Here is a 17,460-nt window from a genome sequence, read left to right on the forward strand (position 1 = left end):
TAGGCTTTGTCTGCCGAAAAACCGTAGAGTCTCATGATAGGCCCGCCCCATCGTCCAATAAATGCAATCTGCCGTCATCAGAACAGCCCAAGCAAAGCAATGCTTCGAGCAAATCAGTGCTTCAGATTCGCAATAACGGATGATGGGTGGGCGATATATATATCAAATGCCATAGACCGGCCAAAGAGTGGCGCACTGTCGCTGGCTCGCCACAGTCGCAACGCCCTGCACTCGAAGAACCTTAATGTGCTATTGCAGCTTGTTAGGGCAGAAGACGAAATGCATTCAGCAGCGCAATGAGCTGACTCTGCCTCTGCGTATCTGTCTTGCGAAAAATCTTGTCCAGATGAACGCGTGCGGTGCCGTAGGCCATGTTTTCCCTGATCGCTATTTCCTTCAAGGACAATCCGCTTGCGAGCGCGAGCGCGACGGAAGCTTCTTTCCCTGTCAGCCCAAAGGTTTTTCGCAGTTGATCGGCTAAGCTCGTCGACAGGGCCAAACGTGATTCGCGCGCCAGCACCACCGCGCAAGGTCCAGCCGACAGGCCGAACATCTCGCCGTCGGGCAACAATCCAATCGACAATACCAGTTGGTCGCCGCGCTCCGACCGCAAGATCAAATCGGCAGCCGAAATGGGAAACTCGCTCTCGTCCACCCGGCAGACTCGTGCGACCGCACGTTGCAGCATTTGGGTTTGCGTGGAATCGGAGGTGGCCAGATGGCCACCGTTCGCCGTCAGCAGAGTGATCGGCTGTACCAAAAGTCTTTGCGCGGCGTCATTCATGTCAAGGATGCGCAGGCGCGGATCGACGATAAAGCCGGCGAAGGGCAGGTGGCCGAGCAGCGATTGGAGCACAGGTCGCGCCTCGAAATGTCGGCCCAAACCCGCAGCGCGCTGCAGATGAGGCGTGATCAGGGCGAGCATCGCACGATCATCGGCGTCGAACGCCGGCTGCCCTCGGCCTCGCTGCACGTCGAAGAACCAGTAGTTCTTTTCCGACGCGCGCAGATTGCAGAACATGCCGTCATACATGTCCTGCGGCATCATCCATTCGTTCCAGACGGAGGTGCGTTCAATACGGTGCCGCCCAATCAACTGGGTGTCGCTAAAAACCCGGCCAAGCGGCGCGGCCACACGCGGCGCAAAGAGTTCGTTGGTCGCGAAATGGTCAAGGAAAATCCTGTCCCAATAGGGGTCGCGGCTCGGTGAGACGCAAAAGCTATCCTCGACATTGGCCCAGTCGATGCCCGAGAAACAGGCTCTGGAGCCATGAAACATGGCTTGCAACTGAAGGACCACGTCAAGCCAAATCGATTGATCGTAGGCGGCCTCATATATGCGACCGATCACTACCGACAGGCGCTCGTGAGAGATCGAATATCCCATAAGCCTTGCGAAATATACAACCAGAATGAAGTGTTAGCATACCTCTGATTGCGGTCGATGCAAGGGATAGAACGTCGAATGAGCAGGGGGGTTACCAGTGCTGACGCCCAAGGTCAGGAGAAAGCAGACATGATGTTTGACGCTTCGCCCTTACGTCCACGGAGGCGGAAATCGGCGTACTCAGTTCTGTATGCTCTGCATGCCCTTCTCGATCGAATGGCGGAGGAAGTGGGATTCGAACCCACGGTGAGCTTGCACCCACGCCGGTTTTCAAGACCGGTGCCTTAAACCGCTCGGCCATTCCTCCATCGTGGTTTTTCAACCATTTGGGCAGCGCGGGGCCAACTCGTTTGGCCTGTGGCACCGGATTGGCACCGAAGGCGCTCCCGGCTGGTTCACGCCTCATTCCTGTAAAGCGGCATTGAGGGCTGCGTCAACCACCACTGTGTCGGTTCCTGCCGTCCTGGCAGGCTCTGAGTTTGTCGGAATCGAGCACCGGAACTCGCTATCCCATTGATGCATGATGAAGAAGGAGCCCGCCGACTGGCGATGTACAGGTTTGCGCGCGAACACAAAAAGCCTGACGCTGGAGGGCTTTCGTGCAGGCCCAACCGAGGGCGCGACCTACCGACCAAGCCATCCTCGGAATTGGGCGGAGGGAATCCCTACGGGTCAGCCTCTTGGGACAGCTGCGGTATCCCGCAGAATTTAACTTTCGCCAAGGGAACAGCTACTGGTGAGGAAGGCCGAAGCTGCAAATCGGCTCCGGCCTGTACGGTCCTCAGTCTTTGCAATTTTCGTCCGCCTTTGCCGCCGCGGCCTTATCACCGTGCTGCTGCGCCTCGATGTCCTGCTGCGAGGTTGCAAGGTTTTTGTCGCCGCCGCCTTCAGCGCCCGCCAACGGCATCGTGGTGCCATCCTTGGCGGCTGGCTTGTTCGCGTTGCCCATGGCCTTCGGAGTCTCTAAAGGCGCGTGGGTTCCATCTTTCGAAATACCGGCGGTCTGTCCGGCATCGGTCCCGGTGTTCGAAGCTGACTTGTCCGGACATGCGGCGATCGCAGACCCGGCAGAAAGCGACATCGCGATCGCGACCATCAATGAAGTCATTTTCATCATGCTCGTCCTTCTGTTCGAGTGCCCTGCGGATGAAACTAGCGGCGCATTTCTTTGTTCCGGCGGTCGGTCCGCTGCCCGACAAAGCCCGGTCAACCGGCAGACACGGCGGGCAGGAGCGAAGCCAGGCTTTCTGTGGCAGAGGGCATCACATCTCTCGCGTGGAAGCACGAAAACCGTTACTTTTCAGAGAGCTCTTACGGTGGAGACGCCACAATCTTGCCCGGTTGCGGCCACAATCGGTTAATACCGTGATAAGCAATTCCTGCGCACAAAGGATCGGGGTTTTAAGCGTCGTTGGTATTGTCGGGTGAGTGTTTTGGCTCCTCTGGTGGTTGAACGCGACGCCTTGAGTTGAGACTGAAGGGGACATCAGGAAAATGCAGGCTGTGACGCCACCGCGTCTTCGTCGCGCTGCTACCGTCGCGTTGTTCGCCATGTCGGCCGCCTTGCTGGCTGCCTGCGCGTCGCAGCCTGAGCCGAAAGCGATGGTCAACAAGAAGACCCGCTCCAAGGAATATTTCGCCGAATCCGAATATGGCGTGAAGGCAAGCCCGCGTGTGATCTCCCGGAACGGGCGCATCCAACGTGGCGGCGGCAGGGATCAGCTTGGCAAACCCTATCAGGTCCGCGGCAAGTGGTATTACCCGAAGGAAGACAAGCGTTACGCCAAGGTCGGCTTGGCCTCCTGGTATGGCGATGCCTTCCACGGCCGGCTTACCGCCAATGGCGAAGTCTACGACATGACCCATCTGACGGCGGCGCACCCGACCATGCCGCTGCCAAGCTATGCCCGCGTCACCAATCTCAAGACCGGCAGTTCGGTCATCGTTCGCGTCAACGATCGCGGCCCATATCACGAAGGCCGCATCATCGACGTATCGGAGCGCGCTGCCCAGATGCTTGACTATGCCAACACCGGCACCGCTCAGGTAAAGGTCGAATATGTCGGCCGCGCGCCGCTCGACGGCGATGACGACCAGTATCTGATGGCCTCCTATCATCCCGGCAACAGGGCGCCAGACCCGTCGGATGGACTGCCGACCGGCGTCATGGTCGCCATGAACGGGCCGTCGCCAAGCCTGCCTGCCGGCACTGCTGCCGTGCCGTTTCCGGGCCAGTTGACCGATTCCGGTTCTGTCCAGCCGATCATGTCGACGCAGTCGTCGGCCTATGGCGATCTGGCGCTTCCGGATTTCGGCCCGATCGTGCCGGAGCGTCCGCAGATCAATCTGCCGCCGCAATCGCCGTTTGCCGTGGCCTCGCTGTCCTATGCCGACGAGCGGGTCGAACGCGGCGTCTCAAATGCCTTCGCCGCGATGGGTGGCGACGGCATGTCGCCGGCCGATGTGCTCCAATCATGGAAACGGCAGCCGCCAACGGCCGGTCCGTCCACTGACTACGTCGCGGCTGGTTCGTTCGAGGATGCAGCGGAGGCCAAGCGTGTTGCCGCTCAGCTTGCCGCATACGGCAAGATCGAGATCCAGCGTTCGGAACTCGATGGCGAGGATTGGTATTCGGTCAATCTCTATCCCGATGGCCACCGCAATCTCGATGATTTGCTGCAGGCTGCCTGGTCGCATGGCGCGCCCGATGCACTGGCTGTGCGCAACTGAGCGCAAGCCTGGTGGGATTTCCGCTGCGCGGTTGATCCGCCGCGCAAAAAGCCTGATACTTTTCGCGGGCTTGCCGGCGGTGCCGGCCAACGGGTCGAACATCATGCAATTTCGCTTGCTCCCGCCTCTCGCCGGGCTTCTGGTTTTAGGCTTGCTGCTGTTTTTCCAGGCTCCGGCCGGTGCACAGCTGTTCGAGACCAAGGCCGCGCAGGCCTTCATGATCGATGCCGAGACCGGGACGGTGCTGTTTTCCAAGGAGGCCGACAAGCCGATACCGCCGGCCTCGATGGCCAAGCTGATGACCATGGAAGTGGTTTTCAACGCCATCAAATCCGGCCGCCTGAAGCTCGACGATACGTTCGTGGTCAGCGAGAACGCCTGGCGCAAGGGTGGCGCGCCTTCGGGAACATCGACGATGTTCGCCAAGCTCAAGTCGTCGATCCGGCTCGAAGACCTGATTCAGGGCGTGACCGTGCAGGCGGCCAATGACGGCTGCATCGTCATCGCCGAAGGCATGTCGGGATCCGAAGACAATTTTGCCGCGCAGATGACCGAACGCGCCCGCCAGATCGGCCTCAAGACGTCGACTTTCGTCAATTCGACCGGCCTGCCGGCGGATGGTCAGCAGACGACCGTGCGCGAGCTGGCGCAGCTCGCCCTGCACCTGTGGCGCGATTATCCGGATTTCTATCGCTATTATGCCCAAAAGGATTTCACCTGGAACAAGATCTCACAGAGGAACCGCAATCCGCTGCTGGCGATGGACATCGGCGCCGACGGCCTGGCGGTCGGGGCGAGCGAGGCAGCCGGTTTCGGCATCGTCGGTTCGCTCAGCCACAATGGTACCCGCGTGATCGCGGCGATGAGCGGGCTGGCCTCGGACAAGGAGCGCGCCGAGGAAGCGCGAAAGCTGCTCGACTGGGGTGTCCGCTCCTTCGAGAAGACTGAAATTTTCGCCAGGGACGAGGTGGTTGGAGAAGCCCAGGTTTTCGGCGGCGCCAAATCCGGGGTGACGCTGAAGGCCAAGGGTCCGATCGACATCTTCCTGCCGATCACCAACCGCGACAAGCTGACGGCCAGGATCGTCTATGACGGCCCGGTTGCAGCACCGGTGGAGGAGGGGCAGCCGGTGGGTGCGCTGCGCGTCTGGATCGGCGATACGCTGAGCCAGGAGACGCCGCTTTTCGCAGCCGAATCGATCGGCGTCGGCACGCTGCCGCAGCGCGCGCTCGATGCCGTCAAGGAACTGGCGGTCGGCTGGCTGCGCTAACGCATGTCGCTCAAAACCAGCCATGATTTTGGGGAACGGCATGCATAAGGGCAAAAAATCGACGGCATGGACGTTTGGCCCAACGCGGACTATCTAGAGCGCTACAATCCCATTCAGCCATGGACAAGAAGGCCTCTCGGTTGGCACGCGGTTTTTTCATCACCTTCGAAGGCGGCGAGGGGGCAGGCAAGTCGACGCAGATCGAGCGGCTGGCCAGGAAGATGCGCGCCAAGAAATACGACGTGCTGCTTACCCGCGAACCCGGCGGCTCGCCGGGCGCCGAAGCGGTCAGGCACGTATTGCTTTCAGGCGCCGCCGAACCGTTCGGGCCGAAGATGGAAGCGCTGCTGTTCGCCGCCGCGCGGTCCGATCATGTCGAGCAGGTGATCCGGCCGGCGGTCGAGCGTGGCTCCATCGTGCTTTGCGACCGCTTCCTCGATTCCTCACGCGTCTATCAGGGCGTCACCGGCGGCATCGATCCGGCGTTCATGGATGCGCTGGAACAGGTCGCCATCAACGGCATGATGCCGGACATGACGCTGATCTTCGACATCGACCCAGCGGAAGGCCTGAGGCGCGCAACGCTGCGGCGCGGCGCCGAGGCAGTCGCCGACCGTTTCGAAAAGGAGACGCTGGCGATCCACCGGGCCCGCCGCGAGGCGTTTCTGGCGATCGCCAAGGCCGAGCCGGAGCGCTGCATCGTCGTTGACGCCGCCGCCGAGCCCGACGCGGTTGAGAACGTCGTCACCGCGGCGGTGTTCGCGGCACTGGCGGCGAGAACGCCGGCACGCGACAGGCAGGCGACGCCGGCATGATCTTCGAGCGCATCGCACCCGAACAGCATGACACGCTCGACGGCGTGCCGGAGCCCTCCGAAACGCCCCTTCTGGTCGGGCACGGCCAGGCTGCAGGCGTGCTCACCGCCGCCTATCGCGCCGGCAAGCTGCCGCATGCGCTGATCTTTTCCGGGCCAGTCGGCATCGGCAAGGCGACGCTCGCCTTCCACCTTGCGCATCATCTGCTGAAGCACCCGGATTTCGCGCAGGCGCCGGAAAGCCTTGCCGCTCCCGATCCGGCGTCGTCGCTGTTTCGCCAGATCGCCACCGGGGCGCATCCTTCCGTGCTGCATCTGACCCGGCCGCTGAACGACAAGAACAAGAGTTTCAAGACGGTCGTCACCGTCGATGAGATCCGCAAGGTCAGCCGCTTCCTGTCGCTGACCTCGCATGACGGCAGCTACCGGGTCGTCATCGTCGACCCCGCCGACGACATGAACACCAATGCCGCCAATGCCTTGCTGAAAAATCTTGAAGAGCCGCCGGCACGGACGCTGTTCATCCTGATTGTCCACGCGCCGGGCAGCCTGCTGCCGACGATCCGGTCGCGCTGTCAGGTGGTGCGATTGACCCCGCTCGACGCCGACGACCTGATGACGGTGCTGGAAACGACCGAGCCGGCGCCGCCTGAGGATCCGGCGGCGCGCGCGGCACTGGCCGAGCGGGCAGGGGGCAGCGCCCGCAACGCGATCCTCTTGACGCAGTATGGCGGGCTGGAGATCGCTTCGACGCTCGACGCTCTGGTCACCGGGAGAAAGAGCGATGTCGGCGGCGCGTTCCGCCTCGCCGAAGCCGTGGCCGGCCGCGATCAGGCGATCCAGTTCGATATCTTCAACCGCCGGGCGCTAGACCTGTTGTCGGACGCGGCAAGTCAGGCAGCACTGGCTGGCGATCTCGCACGAGCCAAAACGCTGTCGGACACTTGGCATGAGGCGCTGGACGCTATATCTGAGACCGATACTTACAATCTCGATAAGAAGCAGCACGCCTTGATCATGATCGACCGCCTGAATTCTGCAATGCGAATGTGACTGGGTTTCCTGGATCGGGATGGCAAATGCTGCCTCGATACGATATCCACCGCCACGCCTTTCCATCCAGACATTCATGACGGTTCATTCATGTCACGCGACAAATTCTACATCACCACCCCGATCTTTTATCCGAACGGCAAGCCGCATATCGGCCACGCCTATACGGTCATTGCAACCGACGCCCTGGCACGCTTCCAGCGCCTGGACGGCAAGGACGTCTTCTTCCTGACAGGAACCGACGAGCATGGCCTGAAGATGCAGCAAACGGCCGAGAAGGAAGGCATAACGCCACTGGCGCTGGCCGACCGCAATTCGGCGATTTTCCGCGCAATGACCGAGGCGATGGGCGGCTCGAATGACCAATACATTCGCACGACCGAACCGCGCCACTACGAATCCTGTCAGGCGATCTGGAAAGCGATGGCCGCCAATGGCGACATCTATCTCGACCGCTATAGCGGCTGGTATTCGGTGCGCCAGGAAGCCTATTTCGACGAGAGCGAGACGACGCTCGGCGACGACGGCGTGCGCCGCGAACCGCTTGGGTCGCCGGTCGAATGGAACGAGGAAGAAAGCTATTTCTTCCGGCTTTCCGCCTATCAGGACAAATTGCTGGCGCTTTATGAGAGCCAGCCCGACTTTGTCGGTCCGACCGAGCGCCGCAACGAGGTGCTCAGCTTCGTCAAGTCGGGGCTGAAGGATCTGTCGATCTCGCGCACTACCTTCAAATGGGGCGTGCCGGTGCCAGGCGACGACAAGCATGTGATGTATGTCTGGGTCGACGCCTTGACCAACTACATCACCGCCGCCGGCTATCCCGACACAAAGGCCGAGCAATGGCACTATTGGCCGGCCACGCACATCATCGGCAAGGACATTGTTCGCTTCCATGCGGTCTATTGGCCGGCATTTCTGATGTCGGCGGGCATCGAGTTGCCAAAGCGCGTTTTCGCGCATGGCTTCCTGTTCAACCGCGGCGAGAAGATGTCGAAATCTGTTGGCAACGTCGTCGATCCATTCGCGATGGTCGAGCACTACGGTCTCGACCAGGTGCGCTACTTCTTCCTGCGCGAGGTGCCGTTCGGTAACGATGGCAGCTACAGCCATGACGCGATCGTCAACCGCACCAATGCCGATCTTGCCAACGGCCTCGGCAACCTGGCGCAGCGCTCGCTGTCGATGATCGCCAAGAACTGCGGCGGCGTGGTGCCGCAGCGCGGCGAACTGACGGATGCAGACAGAGCGATCCTGGATCAGGCCGCCGCCGCGCTCGACACCGCGCGCAAGGCGGTCGCCGAGCAGGGCATCCATCTGGCGCTGACAGCGATCTTCGGCGTGGTGGCGGAAGCCGATCGCTACTTCGCCGGCGAGGCACCATGGGCGCTGAAGAAGACCAACCTGGCGCGCATGGAAACGGTGCTGTGGACAACCGCCGAAGTCGTGCGCCGCGTGGCGGTGCTGTGTCAGCCCTTCACTCCGGGCTCGGCCGCGAAACTGCTCGACCTGCTGGCGGTGCCGGCGGAGAGCCGCGATTTCGTGCATGTCCACGCGGATCACGCGCTTGTGCCCGGCACTGCGTTGCCGGTGCCGGAAGGCGTGTTTCCGCGTTACGTCGAACAGCCGGACGCGAACATCTGATGCTCGTCGACAGCCACTGCCATCTGGATTTTCCAGATTTCGCCGAGGAGCGCGCGGCCCTCGTCGCCCGCGCTTTAGCCGCCGGAGTTGGCCGTATGGTGACGATCTCGACACGCGTGAAGCGTTTTCCGCAAGCACTTGAGATCGCTGAAACTTTCGACGAAGTCTATTGCTCTGTCGGCACTCATCCGCACAATGCGGCCGAAGAACTGGATATCACGGTCGAGGAGCTTGTGCGGCTATCCGCGCACCCGAAAGTAGTGGCCATCGGCGAGGCCGGTCTCGACTATTTTTACGACAAGGCGCCACGCGATGCACAGGCGCAAGGCTTTCGCAATCACATCGCCGCCGCCCGTGAAACGGGGCTGCCGCTGGTCATCCATTCGCGCGATGCCGATGCCGACATGGCTGATATTCTCGAGGACGAAACAGGGAAGGGCGCCTTCCCCTTCATCCTGCATTGCTTTTCTTCCGGGCGCCGGCTTGCCGAGGTGGGCGTCGCTCTCGGTGGCTACGTGTCGTTCTCGGGCATCCTGACCTTCAAGAATTCAGCTGAGTTGCGTGCCATTGCCGCCGATGTCCCGCATGCCCGATTGCTGGTCGAAACCGATGCGCCCTATCTGGCGCCCGTGCCGTTTCGCGGCAAACGCAACGAGCCCGCCTATGTCGCCCATACCGCCAAGGTGCTGGCCGAAACGATCGGGGTAAGCGAAGCTGAAATCGCCGATCTGACCACAGATAATTTCTTCCGGCTGTTCGGCAAGATGCCGCGGCCTGCAGAGCAAAGTGCCTGAACGATGACTGACCGGCTGCGCCTCACCATTCTCGGCTGCGGCTCGTCCCCAGGTACGCCGCGCATCACCGGCGATTGGGGCAATTGCGACCCCGACAACCCCAGGAACCGGCGCACCCGTGCCGCCGCGCTCGTCGAGCGGATCGCGGCGAACGGCAGCCGAACGACTGTCGTCATCGATACGGGGCCGGATTTTCGGCAGCAGATGCTGCTGGCCGGCGTTAAACGTGTCGATGCGGTCATCTATACCCACCCGCATGCCGACCATATTCATGGCATCGACGATCTGCGCGGTTTCGTCCTCGATCAGCGCCAGCTCATCGACGTCCATGCCGACAGGGCGACGATGCTTCGGCTGCGGGAAGCGTTCGGATACTGTTTCGAGACGCCGCAAGGCAGTTCCTATCCGCCGATCGTCAGGCCGCATCTCATCGACCACACCAGGCCGGTGGTCGTTGAAGGAGAGGGGGGTACCCTCACCCTCGAGCCGCTGCCGCAGATCCACGGCGACATCGTATCGCTCGGTTTCCGCATTGGCGGTCTCGCCTATTGCCCCGACATCAGCGACTTTCCGGAACCCACCGCCGAACGGCTGGGCGACCTCGACGTGCTGATCATCGACGCGCTGCAGTACCGGACGCATCCAAGTCATCTGTCACTTGGCGAAGCGCTTGAATGGATCCAGCGGCTGGCGCCGATACATGCGGTGCTGACACATATGCACGTGCCGCTCGACTACGTCTCGGTGATGGCCGAGACACCAGCCAATGTCGAACCCGCCTATGACGGCATGGTTATAGAAATCCCTTATGAATCAGCAGGATGCGAATAGAGCTTCATGAGGGCTTTCGGCTCCTTGGTGCAAATATCAGCAGCGTTCCGATCCGCTCGTAGCCCATCCGGGGATAAAGCAGCGCCCCGGCATGGGTTGCTGCCAGCACCGAGTACCTTGACCCGCGCGCGCGATCGTCGTGCAACATTTTCGATATCAAAGCCTGACCAATGCCGCGACGCCGGTGCGACGGCTCGACATACATGCTCGAACACCAGGTGGCTCCCACGGCATCCAGGCTGCGAACGCGCCCAACGATGTCGGCGCCGTCGATTGCCACATACTGGCGGAACGGCGCGGTGTCGCCGAGCAAATCGTCTGGGATCGGCTGCCTGCGGATGATCTTTCCCAACTGTGCCGCCCGTTCGGCCGTCTGCACGCGTTCGACTGAAGCAACCGATGGCGGGTTCGGAATCCGGTGCAATCGGTGGACGAAAAAGCCTTCGGTCCGCAGCAGCCGGTAGCCGAGAGCTTTGTAGGCGGTTCGTGTCGGCCCGTCCGGATCGTCGTTCGCGATCACAACGGAAATGGCAAAGCCCGGCCGTGCATGCTGCCGCACGACGGCATCGGTCTCTTGAGCGGCGACGTCATGGACGACCCATTCTTCGCCGCGGTAATCGCGAGGATTCTTGCGTTCGGCATCGCGCATCAGCCACAATGGTCCAACGCGGCTGGCCTCGTAAGGAAAGGTGCGGCTCCTGTCAGCGCTGAAGCCATGCACGAACACTTCGATTGCCGCTTCGATCTCGCTGTTTGCCATCTTCATTTCGACAGCCTAGCGTTGGCGATCCGCTCAAGGCAATACGCCACAATCGGCTCAAGCCTGTGAGAATCAGCGGCAATTTACAGTTCTTGGCCCATGCGTTAGTTCCATAATCTATCTTATGCGACTTTTGGATCCGGCGAGCGGCATGGATGCGGCGGTCCCCGACTTCACTTTCCAGTTCCCTTGGAGGCTTCAGCCTGGAAACACGTGAGGCTTGGAAACATCCGCTCGATATTGTGAGCGCGCAGCCGTCGGCAGCGCGCTCGACTCTTTGTTCGAACGATCGGGTCAATCGGAGCGACTATTCCAGAATAACGGTGGCTTCCACCTCGAAAAGCATGGGATCGATTGCAAGCTTGGGAACGGGAACCAGAGTCTGCGCCGGCAGCGCCTCGCCGAACATGTCCTTGACGTTCCTGGTCAACACCTCGAGCTTGGACATGTCGTGGTCGACCACGAAGACCGTGAGCTTCGCCACCTGATCCGGCCTGGCGCCGATGCCCTCAAGCGCAGCATGCAAATTTGCGTAGGCCTGCTTCACCTGGACGGCGAAATCCGGTGACAAGGCTCCTGTGCTGTCTTGGCCGCCCTGCCCGGAGATGTAGGCGATCCGAACTCCGAGCGGTGCGATTACGGCGGTGCTGTAGCCATTCGGCGACGGGTCGTAGAGCGCCTGTGGATTGACAATAGTCAGCTTGAACTCGTTCGCCGGCGACGCAGTGGGGACTGCAATGGTCATGATGATTAGCCCTCCGATAAGCAGATGCTTGATTGCGCGTGACATGGTTTTTCGCTTGGCTCCGCAGCCTGCGAGCAACCTACCCTGGCGCCTGCAGATTGAACTTTAACCTAATCGCTACGTGAATCGTGCGATGTACGAGTCATCGTATGGTACGCCGTACGAGTCAATCGTTCAAGATCGACATTTGTCGCGTTGCCGGTCAAAATCGATGTTCTGAAAAAGCGAGGACGACGGATGGTAGCCAAACGCAGCGGCGCCCGGAGCAAAGGAGATCAACAGAGCGTGTCGCTCCAGCCCGTGCAGCAAGCGAGCAGCGAGCCGCCGCTGTCTCGAGAGCGTATCGTGGCGACCGCGGTGGAACTGCTGGACGCCCAGGGCATAGACGGATTGACAATGCGTCGGCTGGCCGATCGCCTCGGCTCGGGTGTGATGAGTCTATATTGGCACGTCGACAACAAGGAGGATGTCTTTGATCTAGCAGTCGATTCGGTGCTCGAAAATCGCGGATCGCCTGAAACAGGTGAGTTTCCGGACTGGCGCGGAGACGTCGTTCATATGCTCGAAGACTGGCGCGCCAGAATGTTGCGCCATCCTTGGTCGGCATCGCTGTTGCCGCGCCGGGCGCTCGGCCGGAACATTCTCGGTCGCCTGGAAATGCTGAGCAAGACCTTGTCCAGAGCCGGTGTTGCGGACGCGGATCTGAACGCCGCGATATGGTCGCTCTGGAACTATGTGATGGGCGCCACCCTCACCCGGGCAAGCTTCGATCTCTCGGAAGAAGACAGGGCAGCCGCACAGCAGCGTCTTACACATCTCAGCGAACACTACCCGACAATCGAACGCTCTCGTCTGCTGTTGGACAACGATTGGGATGGCGCCTTCCGAAGAGGCCTCGACTTCCTGCTCGACGGCCTCTCGCCAAGATAGAATTCCGGCGCTCCGCCCGGAGCAGACCGGATGGCGCTGCTTTGCGCACGCGACGCAAGAGCTTCCCAGTCCACATCATCACGTTTGGCTCGCCGCCAAGGCGGCGCAGGCAGCGGGCAAGCCCCAGATGCTCGATCCCATCGCGGCGGTGGCTGGTGCGGCTGCATTGCAGCTGAATTGTTGCAGTTGGCGATGTCGTCGCCACGCATTGCCAACCGCTGGTCGGAATCCTCTCTGCAGTCGATCTTTTGCGCAAACCTTTTTGGCCGACATGCGTTGTTTTCTCTCCAAGCCAAGGAGACGATCATGCAGATGAAGTCGGAAATAGCCGGTGAAGCGGCCAAGCAGCGCCATATCCAACGTGGCATCGATGCCAAGGACAAATCGAAAGGCGATGGGAAGCTTCAAGGCGCCATGCAGGCTGGCGCCCGCGAATATCCCGAGCCCCCCTTCCCTGAGCAACATCAGCCCAAACCGGGACATGAATGGGCCATAGAGCCGGCGCCGCTGTACGATGCGCCTTACTATCTCGGATCGAAAAAACTCAACCAAAAGGTAGCGCTCATCACGGGCGGCGATTCGGGCATCGGCCGCTCGGTGGCGGTGTTGTTCGCCCGCGAGGGCGCCGACGTCGCGATCGTCTATCTGGCCGAGGACAAGGACGCTGAAGAGACCAAATCCGCGGTGGAAAAGGAGGGACGACGCTGCCTCCTGGTCAAGGCCGATGTCAGCGAACGCAGCCACTGCCACAAGGCGGTCATGGAGACCGTTGAAAAATTCGGCCGCATCGACGTGCTGGTCAACAATGCTGCGTTCCAGATCCATTCCAGCGACTTCGGCGAGCTCACCGAAGAACATTTCGACACGACGTTGAAGACCAATCTTTACGGCTATTTTCATATGGCGCAGGAAGCGGTGCCGCACATGAAACCCGGTTCGGCGATCATCAACACCGGTTCGGTAACCGGTATCGACGGTTCAAAACAGCTGGTCGACTATTCGATGACCAAGGGCGGCATCCATGCTTTCACGCGGGCCCTGTCGGGCAATCTCATCGGCAGGGGCATAAGGGTGAATGCGGTAGCACCGGGTCCGGTGTGGACGCCGCTCAATCCGTCGGACAAGGAAGCTGACGACGTCTCGAAATTCGGCGCGGACACGCCAATGAAACGACCAGCGCAACCGGAAGAGCTCGCGCCGGCCTATGTGTTCCTCGCTTCGCCGCATTGCTCGAGCTACATCACCGGCGAAATCTTGCCCGTCGTCGGAGGGTACTGAGGATGGCCGAAACGAAGTCCGCAACGAAGGAGTAGGATGGATGGGCCGTCTGCTTTTCATGGTGGCGTTCGCTTGTGTAGCGTATCGCATCTACACGGAAACCGCAGGGTCTGCTCGGCATGTGCCGCAGGATGACGGTGAGGCGCTGCGCAAGCAATCAGCGGCACTGGGCGTCGACCCGTCTCGCTGACGGGATGGAACCTACCGGCAATCCGGCCGGCCGAGTTACCAGCCGGCCGGATTGCAGCCTTATTCGGCTGCCTGCAGGTTGATCTTGCTTTCCGCCATTTCGGTTAGCTTGCGATCTGTCGCCTGTTCTTCCTTGAGATTCTTGGCCAGCACATTGGCGCAGTCGGTGCGGCCAAGCTGCTTGGCCCAGGCGATGAGTGTGCCGTAGCGCGTCATCTCGTAGTGTTCGACGGCCTGCGCCGAAGCAATCAGCGCCGCGTCGAGAACCTCCTTGTCATCGACGTCACCGCTCACATCGTCGGCCTCCTCGAGAATGCCGTCGATTGCCGGACAGTTGACCTCCTTGGCCTTGACGCCATGCAACTCAAACACCTGTTCGACGCGCTCGACATGGCCTCTCGTCTGATCGAGGTGTTTTTCAAATCCGGCTTTCAATTGCGGGTCGGTTGCCTTGTCGATCATCTTCGGCAGCGCTTTCTCGATCTGCTTTTCGGCGTAATAGATGTCGCGCAGCGTGTGCACGAAGAGATCGTCGAGTGTCTTGATGTCCTTCGAAAAGAAGCCCATGGCCTTACCTTTCATTGCGCTTGGTGTGGATTTTGGCGACGGGGTTTGCGCCGCCAACAAAGACCGGGACGGTTCCCGGCTTCTCTGGTCAACGTGCCGGCACCGAAGGAGTTCCTGATTTCCGAGGGCGGACCGTTCCCCCTTCTCCAAGACCTCGATCCGGTCGGCGGGGAGCCTTTGTCTCGATCACACGTTCTAGCCGCAGAGCAATCGGAACCGAGAAGGGTTGGCGGAATGTATTTCATTGCATTGGCGACTGACTATGACGGCACGCTGGCTCATGATGGGGTCGTCGCCAAGAAAACGCTCACTGCGCTTGAGCGGTTCAAGAAAAGCGGCCGCAAGCTGGTTCTCGTCACCGGGCGTGAACTGCCCGATCTCAAGGGCGTCTTTCCCGAGCTTAGCCTCTTCGACAAGGTCGTCGCTGAGAATGGCGCGATGATCTACACGCCGGCCAGCGAGGAAGAGCGGGTGATCGCCCCGCCGCCCGAGCCCAAATTCGTCGCCAGGTTGAAGAGGCAGGGCGTCAAGCCGCTTTCGGTCGGACGATCGATCGTCGCGACCTGGGAACCGCATCAAGCGACCGTGCTTGAGGTCATCAAGAAGATGGGTCTCGAACTGGAAATCATCTTCAACAAGGGCGCGGTGATGATCCTGCCGAGCGGCATCAACAAAGCCACCGGGCTCGCCGCGGCCCTTCAGGACCTTCGACTTTCGCCGCACAACGTCGTCGGCGTCGGCGACGCCGAGAACGATCATGCGTTCCTGCAAGCCTGTGGCTGCAGCGTCGCCGTCGACAATGCAATTCCGGCGGTCAAGGATACAGCCAACCTGATCATGCCTGGCGCCCGAGGCAAAGGCGTGGAGCAACTGATCGCAAAGCTGATAAAGCGTGATCACGCGATAGTGCCGAAGCGCCATGACGGCATCGTTCTTGGATCATCTGGCGGCGACGATACCTACCTGTCGCCGAGCGACACGATCCTCATTGCCGGGAGTTCCGGTATCGGTAAATCCACCTTGGCCACCGCGCTGACCGAGCGCTTCGTCGAAAGCGGCTTTCAGTTTTGTGTCTTCGATCCCGAAGGCGACTATGATGGCCTCGAAGGCGCCGTTCGCCTGGGAGACGGCTCAAGCGCGCCGACAAAGGCGCAAGTGCTGGATCTGATCGCCAAGGCCGACAGCAACATAGTCGTCAATGGACTGGCCCTGCGGGTCGACGAGAGGCCGGATTTCTTTGCCGACCTGCTGCCTGGCCTCAGCAGTTTCCGCCGGCGCACCGCGAGACCGCACTGGCTCGTGATCGATGAAGCGCATCATCTTCTGCCCAAGCGGCGCGACGATACGCGGGCGGTTCTGTCATTGGAATTGCCTGGCACAATCCTGATCACCGTTCACCCCGAGGCGATCTCGACAGACGCCTTGCGCCTGGTGACAGCCATCATTGCGCTTGGCCCCAAGGCAAAGGACGTCGTGAAGGTCTTCTGCCGTGAAACCGGCATTGAGCCGCCGAAGGTCATCCCCAGCCCGAAAGGTGCGCGCGTGCTGTTCTGGCGGCCGCAGGCAGGCAAAAAAGTCAAGACGGTCAAAGTGGTCGAACCACGTCAGTCACTCAAGCGGCACAGCCGGAAATATGCCGAAGGCCAGCTCGACGAAGCCGGCAGCTTCTATTTCCATGGCCCTGAGAATGCGATGAATCTCAGGGCTCACAATCTGATGATCTTCGCTCAGATCGCCGAGGGCATAGATGATAAGACCTGGGAGTTTCATTTGCGCACCGGCGACTATTCCAAATGGTTTCGACATCAGATCAGGGACAAGGACCTGGCGCGCGAAACCGCCGAGGCGGAAGAGGACAAGACCCTGTCGGCGGAGGAGAGCCGCAAGCGGGTGCTTGATGCCGTGCGCCGCCGTTACACGGCTCCCGCCACAGCCCCGGAGTGACACGCGAGAGCCAAGGCAATCAAGCCAGCGCTGCATGCGAAATTCTTCAGTCAGGCAACGCCGCCACCGCGACAATTTCAACGACGATGTCGGCTTGCGCAAGTGCTGCAACTCCGATGACCTCCGAAGGCGGCGGGTTGTTATAGCTGCAGTGCTTCGGGCAATGCTCGGCAAAGAACTCGTCCAGTACGTCGAGACGAAAATTGGGTGAACTCAGAACGCCGCCATCGGGAAATGGCCCCTTGATGAAGAAGGTCAGCCGGATGAGATAGTCGAGCGCGCTGCCGAGTTCTTCCAGATCTGATTTGATGTTCGCCAGAATTGCGCGCCACTGTGCCGCAGCATCGCCAGTGAATCCCCCTCCTCTCTTTCCGGTCGGATCATAATTTTCGGCGGTTGCCGTATTTCCGCAAAGGTAGACAAATCCCCTTGCTCCGGAGACGACCGTGCCTTTTCCCCACGGCATCAACCTTCCGTTTTTGAATTTCTTATGGGTTACGAGTTCCATGCTTCGTCCAGAACTCTTG

The 17,460-nt window shown here is 60.6% G+C and carries 17 protein-coding genes and 1 tRNA gene; 11 read left to right on the forward strand and 7 right to left on the reverse strand.

Translation table 11 applies throughout. From position 1 onward, the window contains the following. Positions 1-262 precede the first annotated feature (262 nt). The 3 genes from AC0L2D_RS18600 to AC0L2D_RS18610 form a co-directional block, all read right to left on the reverse strand. On the reverse strand, positions 263-1,387 hold the full coding sequence (locus AC0L2D_RS18600; protein WP_063172154.1) for a helix-turn-helix transcriptional regulator: 1,125 nt from the start codon (positions 1,385-1,387) through the stop codon (positions 263-265). Between the two features lie 217 nt (positions 1,388-1,604). Beyond that, positions 1,605-1,694, reverse strand: a tRNA-Ser gene (locus tag AC0L2D_RS18605). A 474-nt stretch (positions 1,695-2,168) separates the two neighbouring features. Continuing rightward, positions 2,169-2,504 carry a hypothetical protein gene (locus tag AC0L2D_RS18610; protein ID WP_013531580.1) on the reverse strand — a complete coding sequence of 112 codons (336 nt, stop codon included), beginning with the start codon at positions 2,502-2,504 and terminating at the stop codon, positions 2,169-2,171. Positions 2,505-2,881: 377 nt separating this feature from the next. Between AC0L2D_RS18610 and AC0L2D_RS18615 the strand changes: the two genes are divergently transcribed. From AC0L2D_RS18615 to AC0L2D_RS18645, 7 genes are all read left to right on the forward strand, one after another. Further along, positions 2,882-4,117 (forward strand): septal ring lytic transglycosylase RlpA family protein, encoded by a 1,236-nt coding sequence (locus AC0L2D_RS18615; protein WP_027161639.1) that lies wholly within the window; start codon positions 2,882-2,884, stop codon positions 4,115-4,117. A 103-nt stretch (positions 4,118-4,220) separates the two neighbouring features. Beyond that, complete coding sequence (locus AC0L2D_RS18620; RefSeq protein WP_473541844.1) at positions 4,221-5,387, forward strand: D-alanyl-D-alanine carboxypeptidase family protein; 1,167 nt, start codon at positions 4,221-4,223, stop codon at positions 5,385-5,387. Between the two features lie 140 nt (positions 5,388-5,527). Next, positions 5,528-6,202 carry a dTMP kinase gene (gene tmk / locus AC0L2D_RS18625; protein WP_064993235.1) on the forward strand — a complete coding sequence of 225 codons (675 nt, stop codon included), beginning with the start codon at positions 5,528-5,530 and terminating at the stop codon, positions 6,200-6,202. Beyond that, the gene (locus tag AC0L2D_RS18630) at positions 6,199-7,254 is read left to right on the forward strand and encodes a DNA polymerase III subunit delta' (protein WP_473541846.1); all 1,056 of its coding nucleotides are present in this window, start codon (positions 6,199-6,201) and stop codon (positions 7,252-7,254) included. Before tmk ends, AC0L2D_RS18630 begins: the two co-directional genes overlap by 4 nt. A 90-nt stretch (positions 7,255-7,344) precedes the next feature. After that, entirely contained in the window at positions 7,345-8,895 is a 1,551-nt protein-coding gene (gene metG, locus AC0L2D_RS18635; RefSeq protein ID WP_473541848.1) for a methionine--tRNA ligase, read from the forward strand. Then, a complete protein-coding gene (locus AC0L2D_RS18640; RefSeq protein WP_473541850.1) occupies positions 8,895-9,689 on the forward strand; it encodes a TatD family hydrolase in 795 nt (264 codons plus the stop codon). The genes metG and AC0L2D_RS18640 overlap by 1 nt, the downstream gene beginning before the upstream one ends. 3 nt (positions 9,690-9,692) lie before the next feature. Beyond that, complete coding sequence (locus tag AC0L2D_RS18645; RefSeq protein WP_473541852.1) at positions 9,693-10,520, forward strand: MBL fold metallo-hydrolase; 828 nt, start codon at positions 9,693-9,695, stop codon at positions 10,518-10,520. Positions 10,521-10,524: 4 nt separating this feature from the next. On the opposite strand, the gene AC0L2D_RS18650 is transcribed toward AC0L2D_RS18645, so the two are convergent. Further along, complete coding sequence (locus AC0L2D_RS18650) at positions 10,525-11,169, reverse strand: GNAT family N-acetyltransferase (RefSeq protein WP_224620913.1); 645 nt, start codon at positions 11,167-11,169, stop codon at positions 10,525-10,527. Positions 11,170-11,587: 418 nt separating this feature from the next. Continuing rightward, positions 11,588-12,070 carry a RidA family protein gene (locus AC0L2D_RS18655; protein ID WP_473541855.1) on the reverse strand — a complete coding sequence of 161 codons (483 nt, stop codon included), beginning with the start codon at positions 12,068-12,070 and terminating at the stop codon, positions 11,588-11,590. A 192-nt stretch (positions 12,071-12,262) separates the two neighbouring features. On the opposite strand from AC0L2D_RS18655, the gene AC0L2D_RS18660 reads away from it, so the two are divergent. The 3 genes from AC0L2D_RS18660 to AC0L2D_RS18670 all read left to right on the forward strand — a co-directional run bounded on the left by AC0L2D_RS18660 (position 12,263) and on the right by AC0L2D_RS18670 (position 14,423). Continuing rightward, on the forward strand, positions 12,263-12,955 hold the full coding sequence (locus tag AC0L2D_RS18660) for a TetR/AcrR family transcriptional regulator (RefSeq protein ID WP_473541857.1): 693 nt from the start codon (positions 12,263-12,265) through the stop codon (positions 12,953-12,955). A 306-nt stretch (positions 12,956-13,261) separates the two neighbouring features. Beyond that, a complete protein-coding gene (locus AC0L2D_RS18665; RefSeq protein ID WP_013531569.1) occupies positions 13,262-14,233 on the forward strand; it encodes an SDR family oxidoreductase in 972 nt (323 codons plus the stop codon). Positions 14,234-14,273: 40 nt separating this feature from the next. Then, complete coding sequence (locus tag AC0L2D_RS18670; protein WP_013531568.1) at positions 14,274-14,423, forward strand: hypothetical protein; 150 nt, start codon at positions 14,274-14,276, stop codon at positions 14,421-14,423. 59 nt (positions 14,424-14,482) lie between these two features. Here the strand turns inward: AC0L2D_RS18670 and AC0L2D_RS18675 are convergent, their stop codons facing one another. Beyond that, positions 14,483-14,989 (reverse strand): YciE/YciF ferroxidase family protein, encoded by a 507-nt coding sequence (locus tag AC0L2D_RS18675; RefSeq protein ID WP_013531567.1) that lies wholly within the window; start codon positions 14,987-14,989, stop codon positions 14,483-14,485. A 234-nt stretch (positions 14,990-15,223) separates the two neighbouring features. Between AC0L2D_RS18675 and AC0L2D_RS18680 the strand changes: the two genes are divergently transcribed. Further along, on the forward strand, positions 15,224-16,933 hold the full coding sequence (locus AC0L2D_RS18680; protein WP_063168016.1) for an HAD family hydrolase: 1,710 nt from the start codon (positions 15,224-15,226) through the stop codon (positions 16,931-16,933). A 46-nt stretch (positions 16,934-16,979) separates the two neighbouring features. Here the strand turns inward: AC0L2D_RS18680 and AC0L2D_RS18685 are convergent, their stop codons facing one another. Then, positions 16,980-17,441: a RidA family protein gene (locus AC0L2D_RS18685; RefSeq protein WP_013531565.1), complete on the reverse strand. Its 462-nt coding sequence runs from the start codon at positions 17,439-17,441 to the stop codon at positions 16,980-16,982. Positions 17,442-17,460 lie beyond the last annotated feature (19 nt).

This window comes from Mesorhizobium sp. WSM4833, assembly GCF_055811095.1.

Bases quoted from the DNA above. Each gene is read 5' to 3' on its own strand.
- AC0L2D_RS18650 (WP_224620913.1), bottom strand. From the start codon at position 11,169: ATGCGCGATGCCGAACGCAAGAATCCTCGCGATTACCGCGGCGAAGAA.
- AC0L2D_RS18670 (WP_013531568.1), top strand. From the start codon at position 14,274: ATGGGCCGTCTGCTTTTCATGGTGGCGTTCGCTTGTGTAGCGTATCGC.
- metG (WP_473541848.1), top strand. From the start codon at position 7,345: ATGTCACGCGACAAATTCTACATCACCACCCCGATCTTTTATCCGAAC.
- AC0L2D_RS18600 (WP_063172154.1), bottom strand. From the start codon at position 1,387: ATGGGATATTCGATCTCTCACGAGCGCCTGTCGGTAGTGATCGGTCGC.
- AC0L2D_RS18610 (WP_013531580.1), bottom strand. From the start codon at position 2,504: ATGATGAAAATGACTTCATTGATGGTCGCGATCGCGATGTCGCTTTCT.
- AC0L2D_RS18620 (WP_473541844.1), top strand. From the start codon at position 4,221: ATGCAATTTCGCTTGCTCCCGCCTCTCGCCGGGCTTCTGGTTTTAGGC.
- AC0L2D_RS18675 (WP_013531567.1), bottom strand. From the start codon at position 14,989: ATGGGCTTCTTTTCGAAGGACATCAAGACACTCGACGATCTCTTCGTG.
- AC0L2D_RS18640 (WP_473541850.1), top strand. From the start codon at position 8,895: ATGCTCGTCGACAGCCACTGCCATCTGGATTTTCCAGATTTCGCCGAG.
- AC0L2D_RS18660 (WP_473541857.1), top strand. From the start codon at position 12,263: ATGGTAGCCAAACGCAGCGGCGCCCGGAGCAAAGGAGATCAACAGAGC.
- AC0L2D_RS18685 (WP_013531565.1), bottom strand. From the start codon at position 17,441: ATGGAACTCGTAACCCATAAGAAATTCAAAAACGGAAGGTTGATGCCG.
- AC0L2D_RS18680 (WP_063168016.1), top strand. From the start codon at position 15,224: ATGTATTTCATTGCATTGGCGACTGACTATGACGGCACGCTGGCTCAT.
- AC0L2D_RS18615 (WP_027161639.1), top strand. From the start codon at position 2,882: ATGCAGGCTGTGACGCCACCGCGTCTTCGTCGCGCTGCTACCGTCGCG.
- AC0L2D_RS18630 (WP_473541846.1), top strand. From the start codon at position 6,199: ATGATCTTCGAGCGCATCGCACCCGAACAGCATGACACGCTCGACGGC.
- AC0L2D_RS18645 (WP_473541852.1), top strand. From the start codon at position 9,693: ATGACTGACCGGCTGCGCCTCACCATTCTCGGCTGCGGCTCGTCCCCA.
- AC0L2D_RS18655 (WP_473541855.1), bottom strand. From the start codon at position 12,070: ATGTCACGCGCAATCAAGCATCTGCTTATCGGAGGGCTAATCATCATG.
- AC0L2D_RS18665 (WP_013531569.1), top strand. From the start codon at position 13,262: ATGCAGATGAAGTCGGAAATAGCCGGTGAAGCGGCCAAGCAGCGCCAT.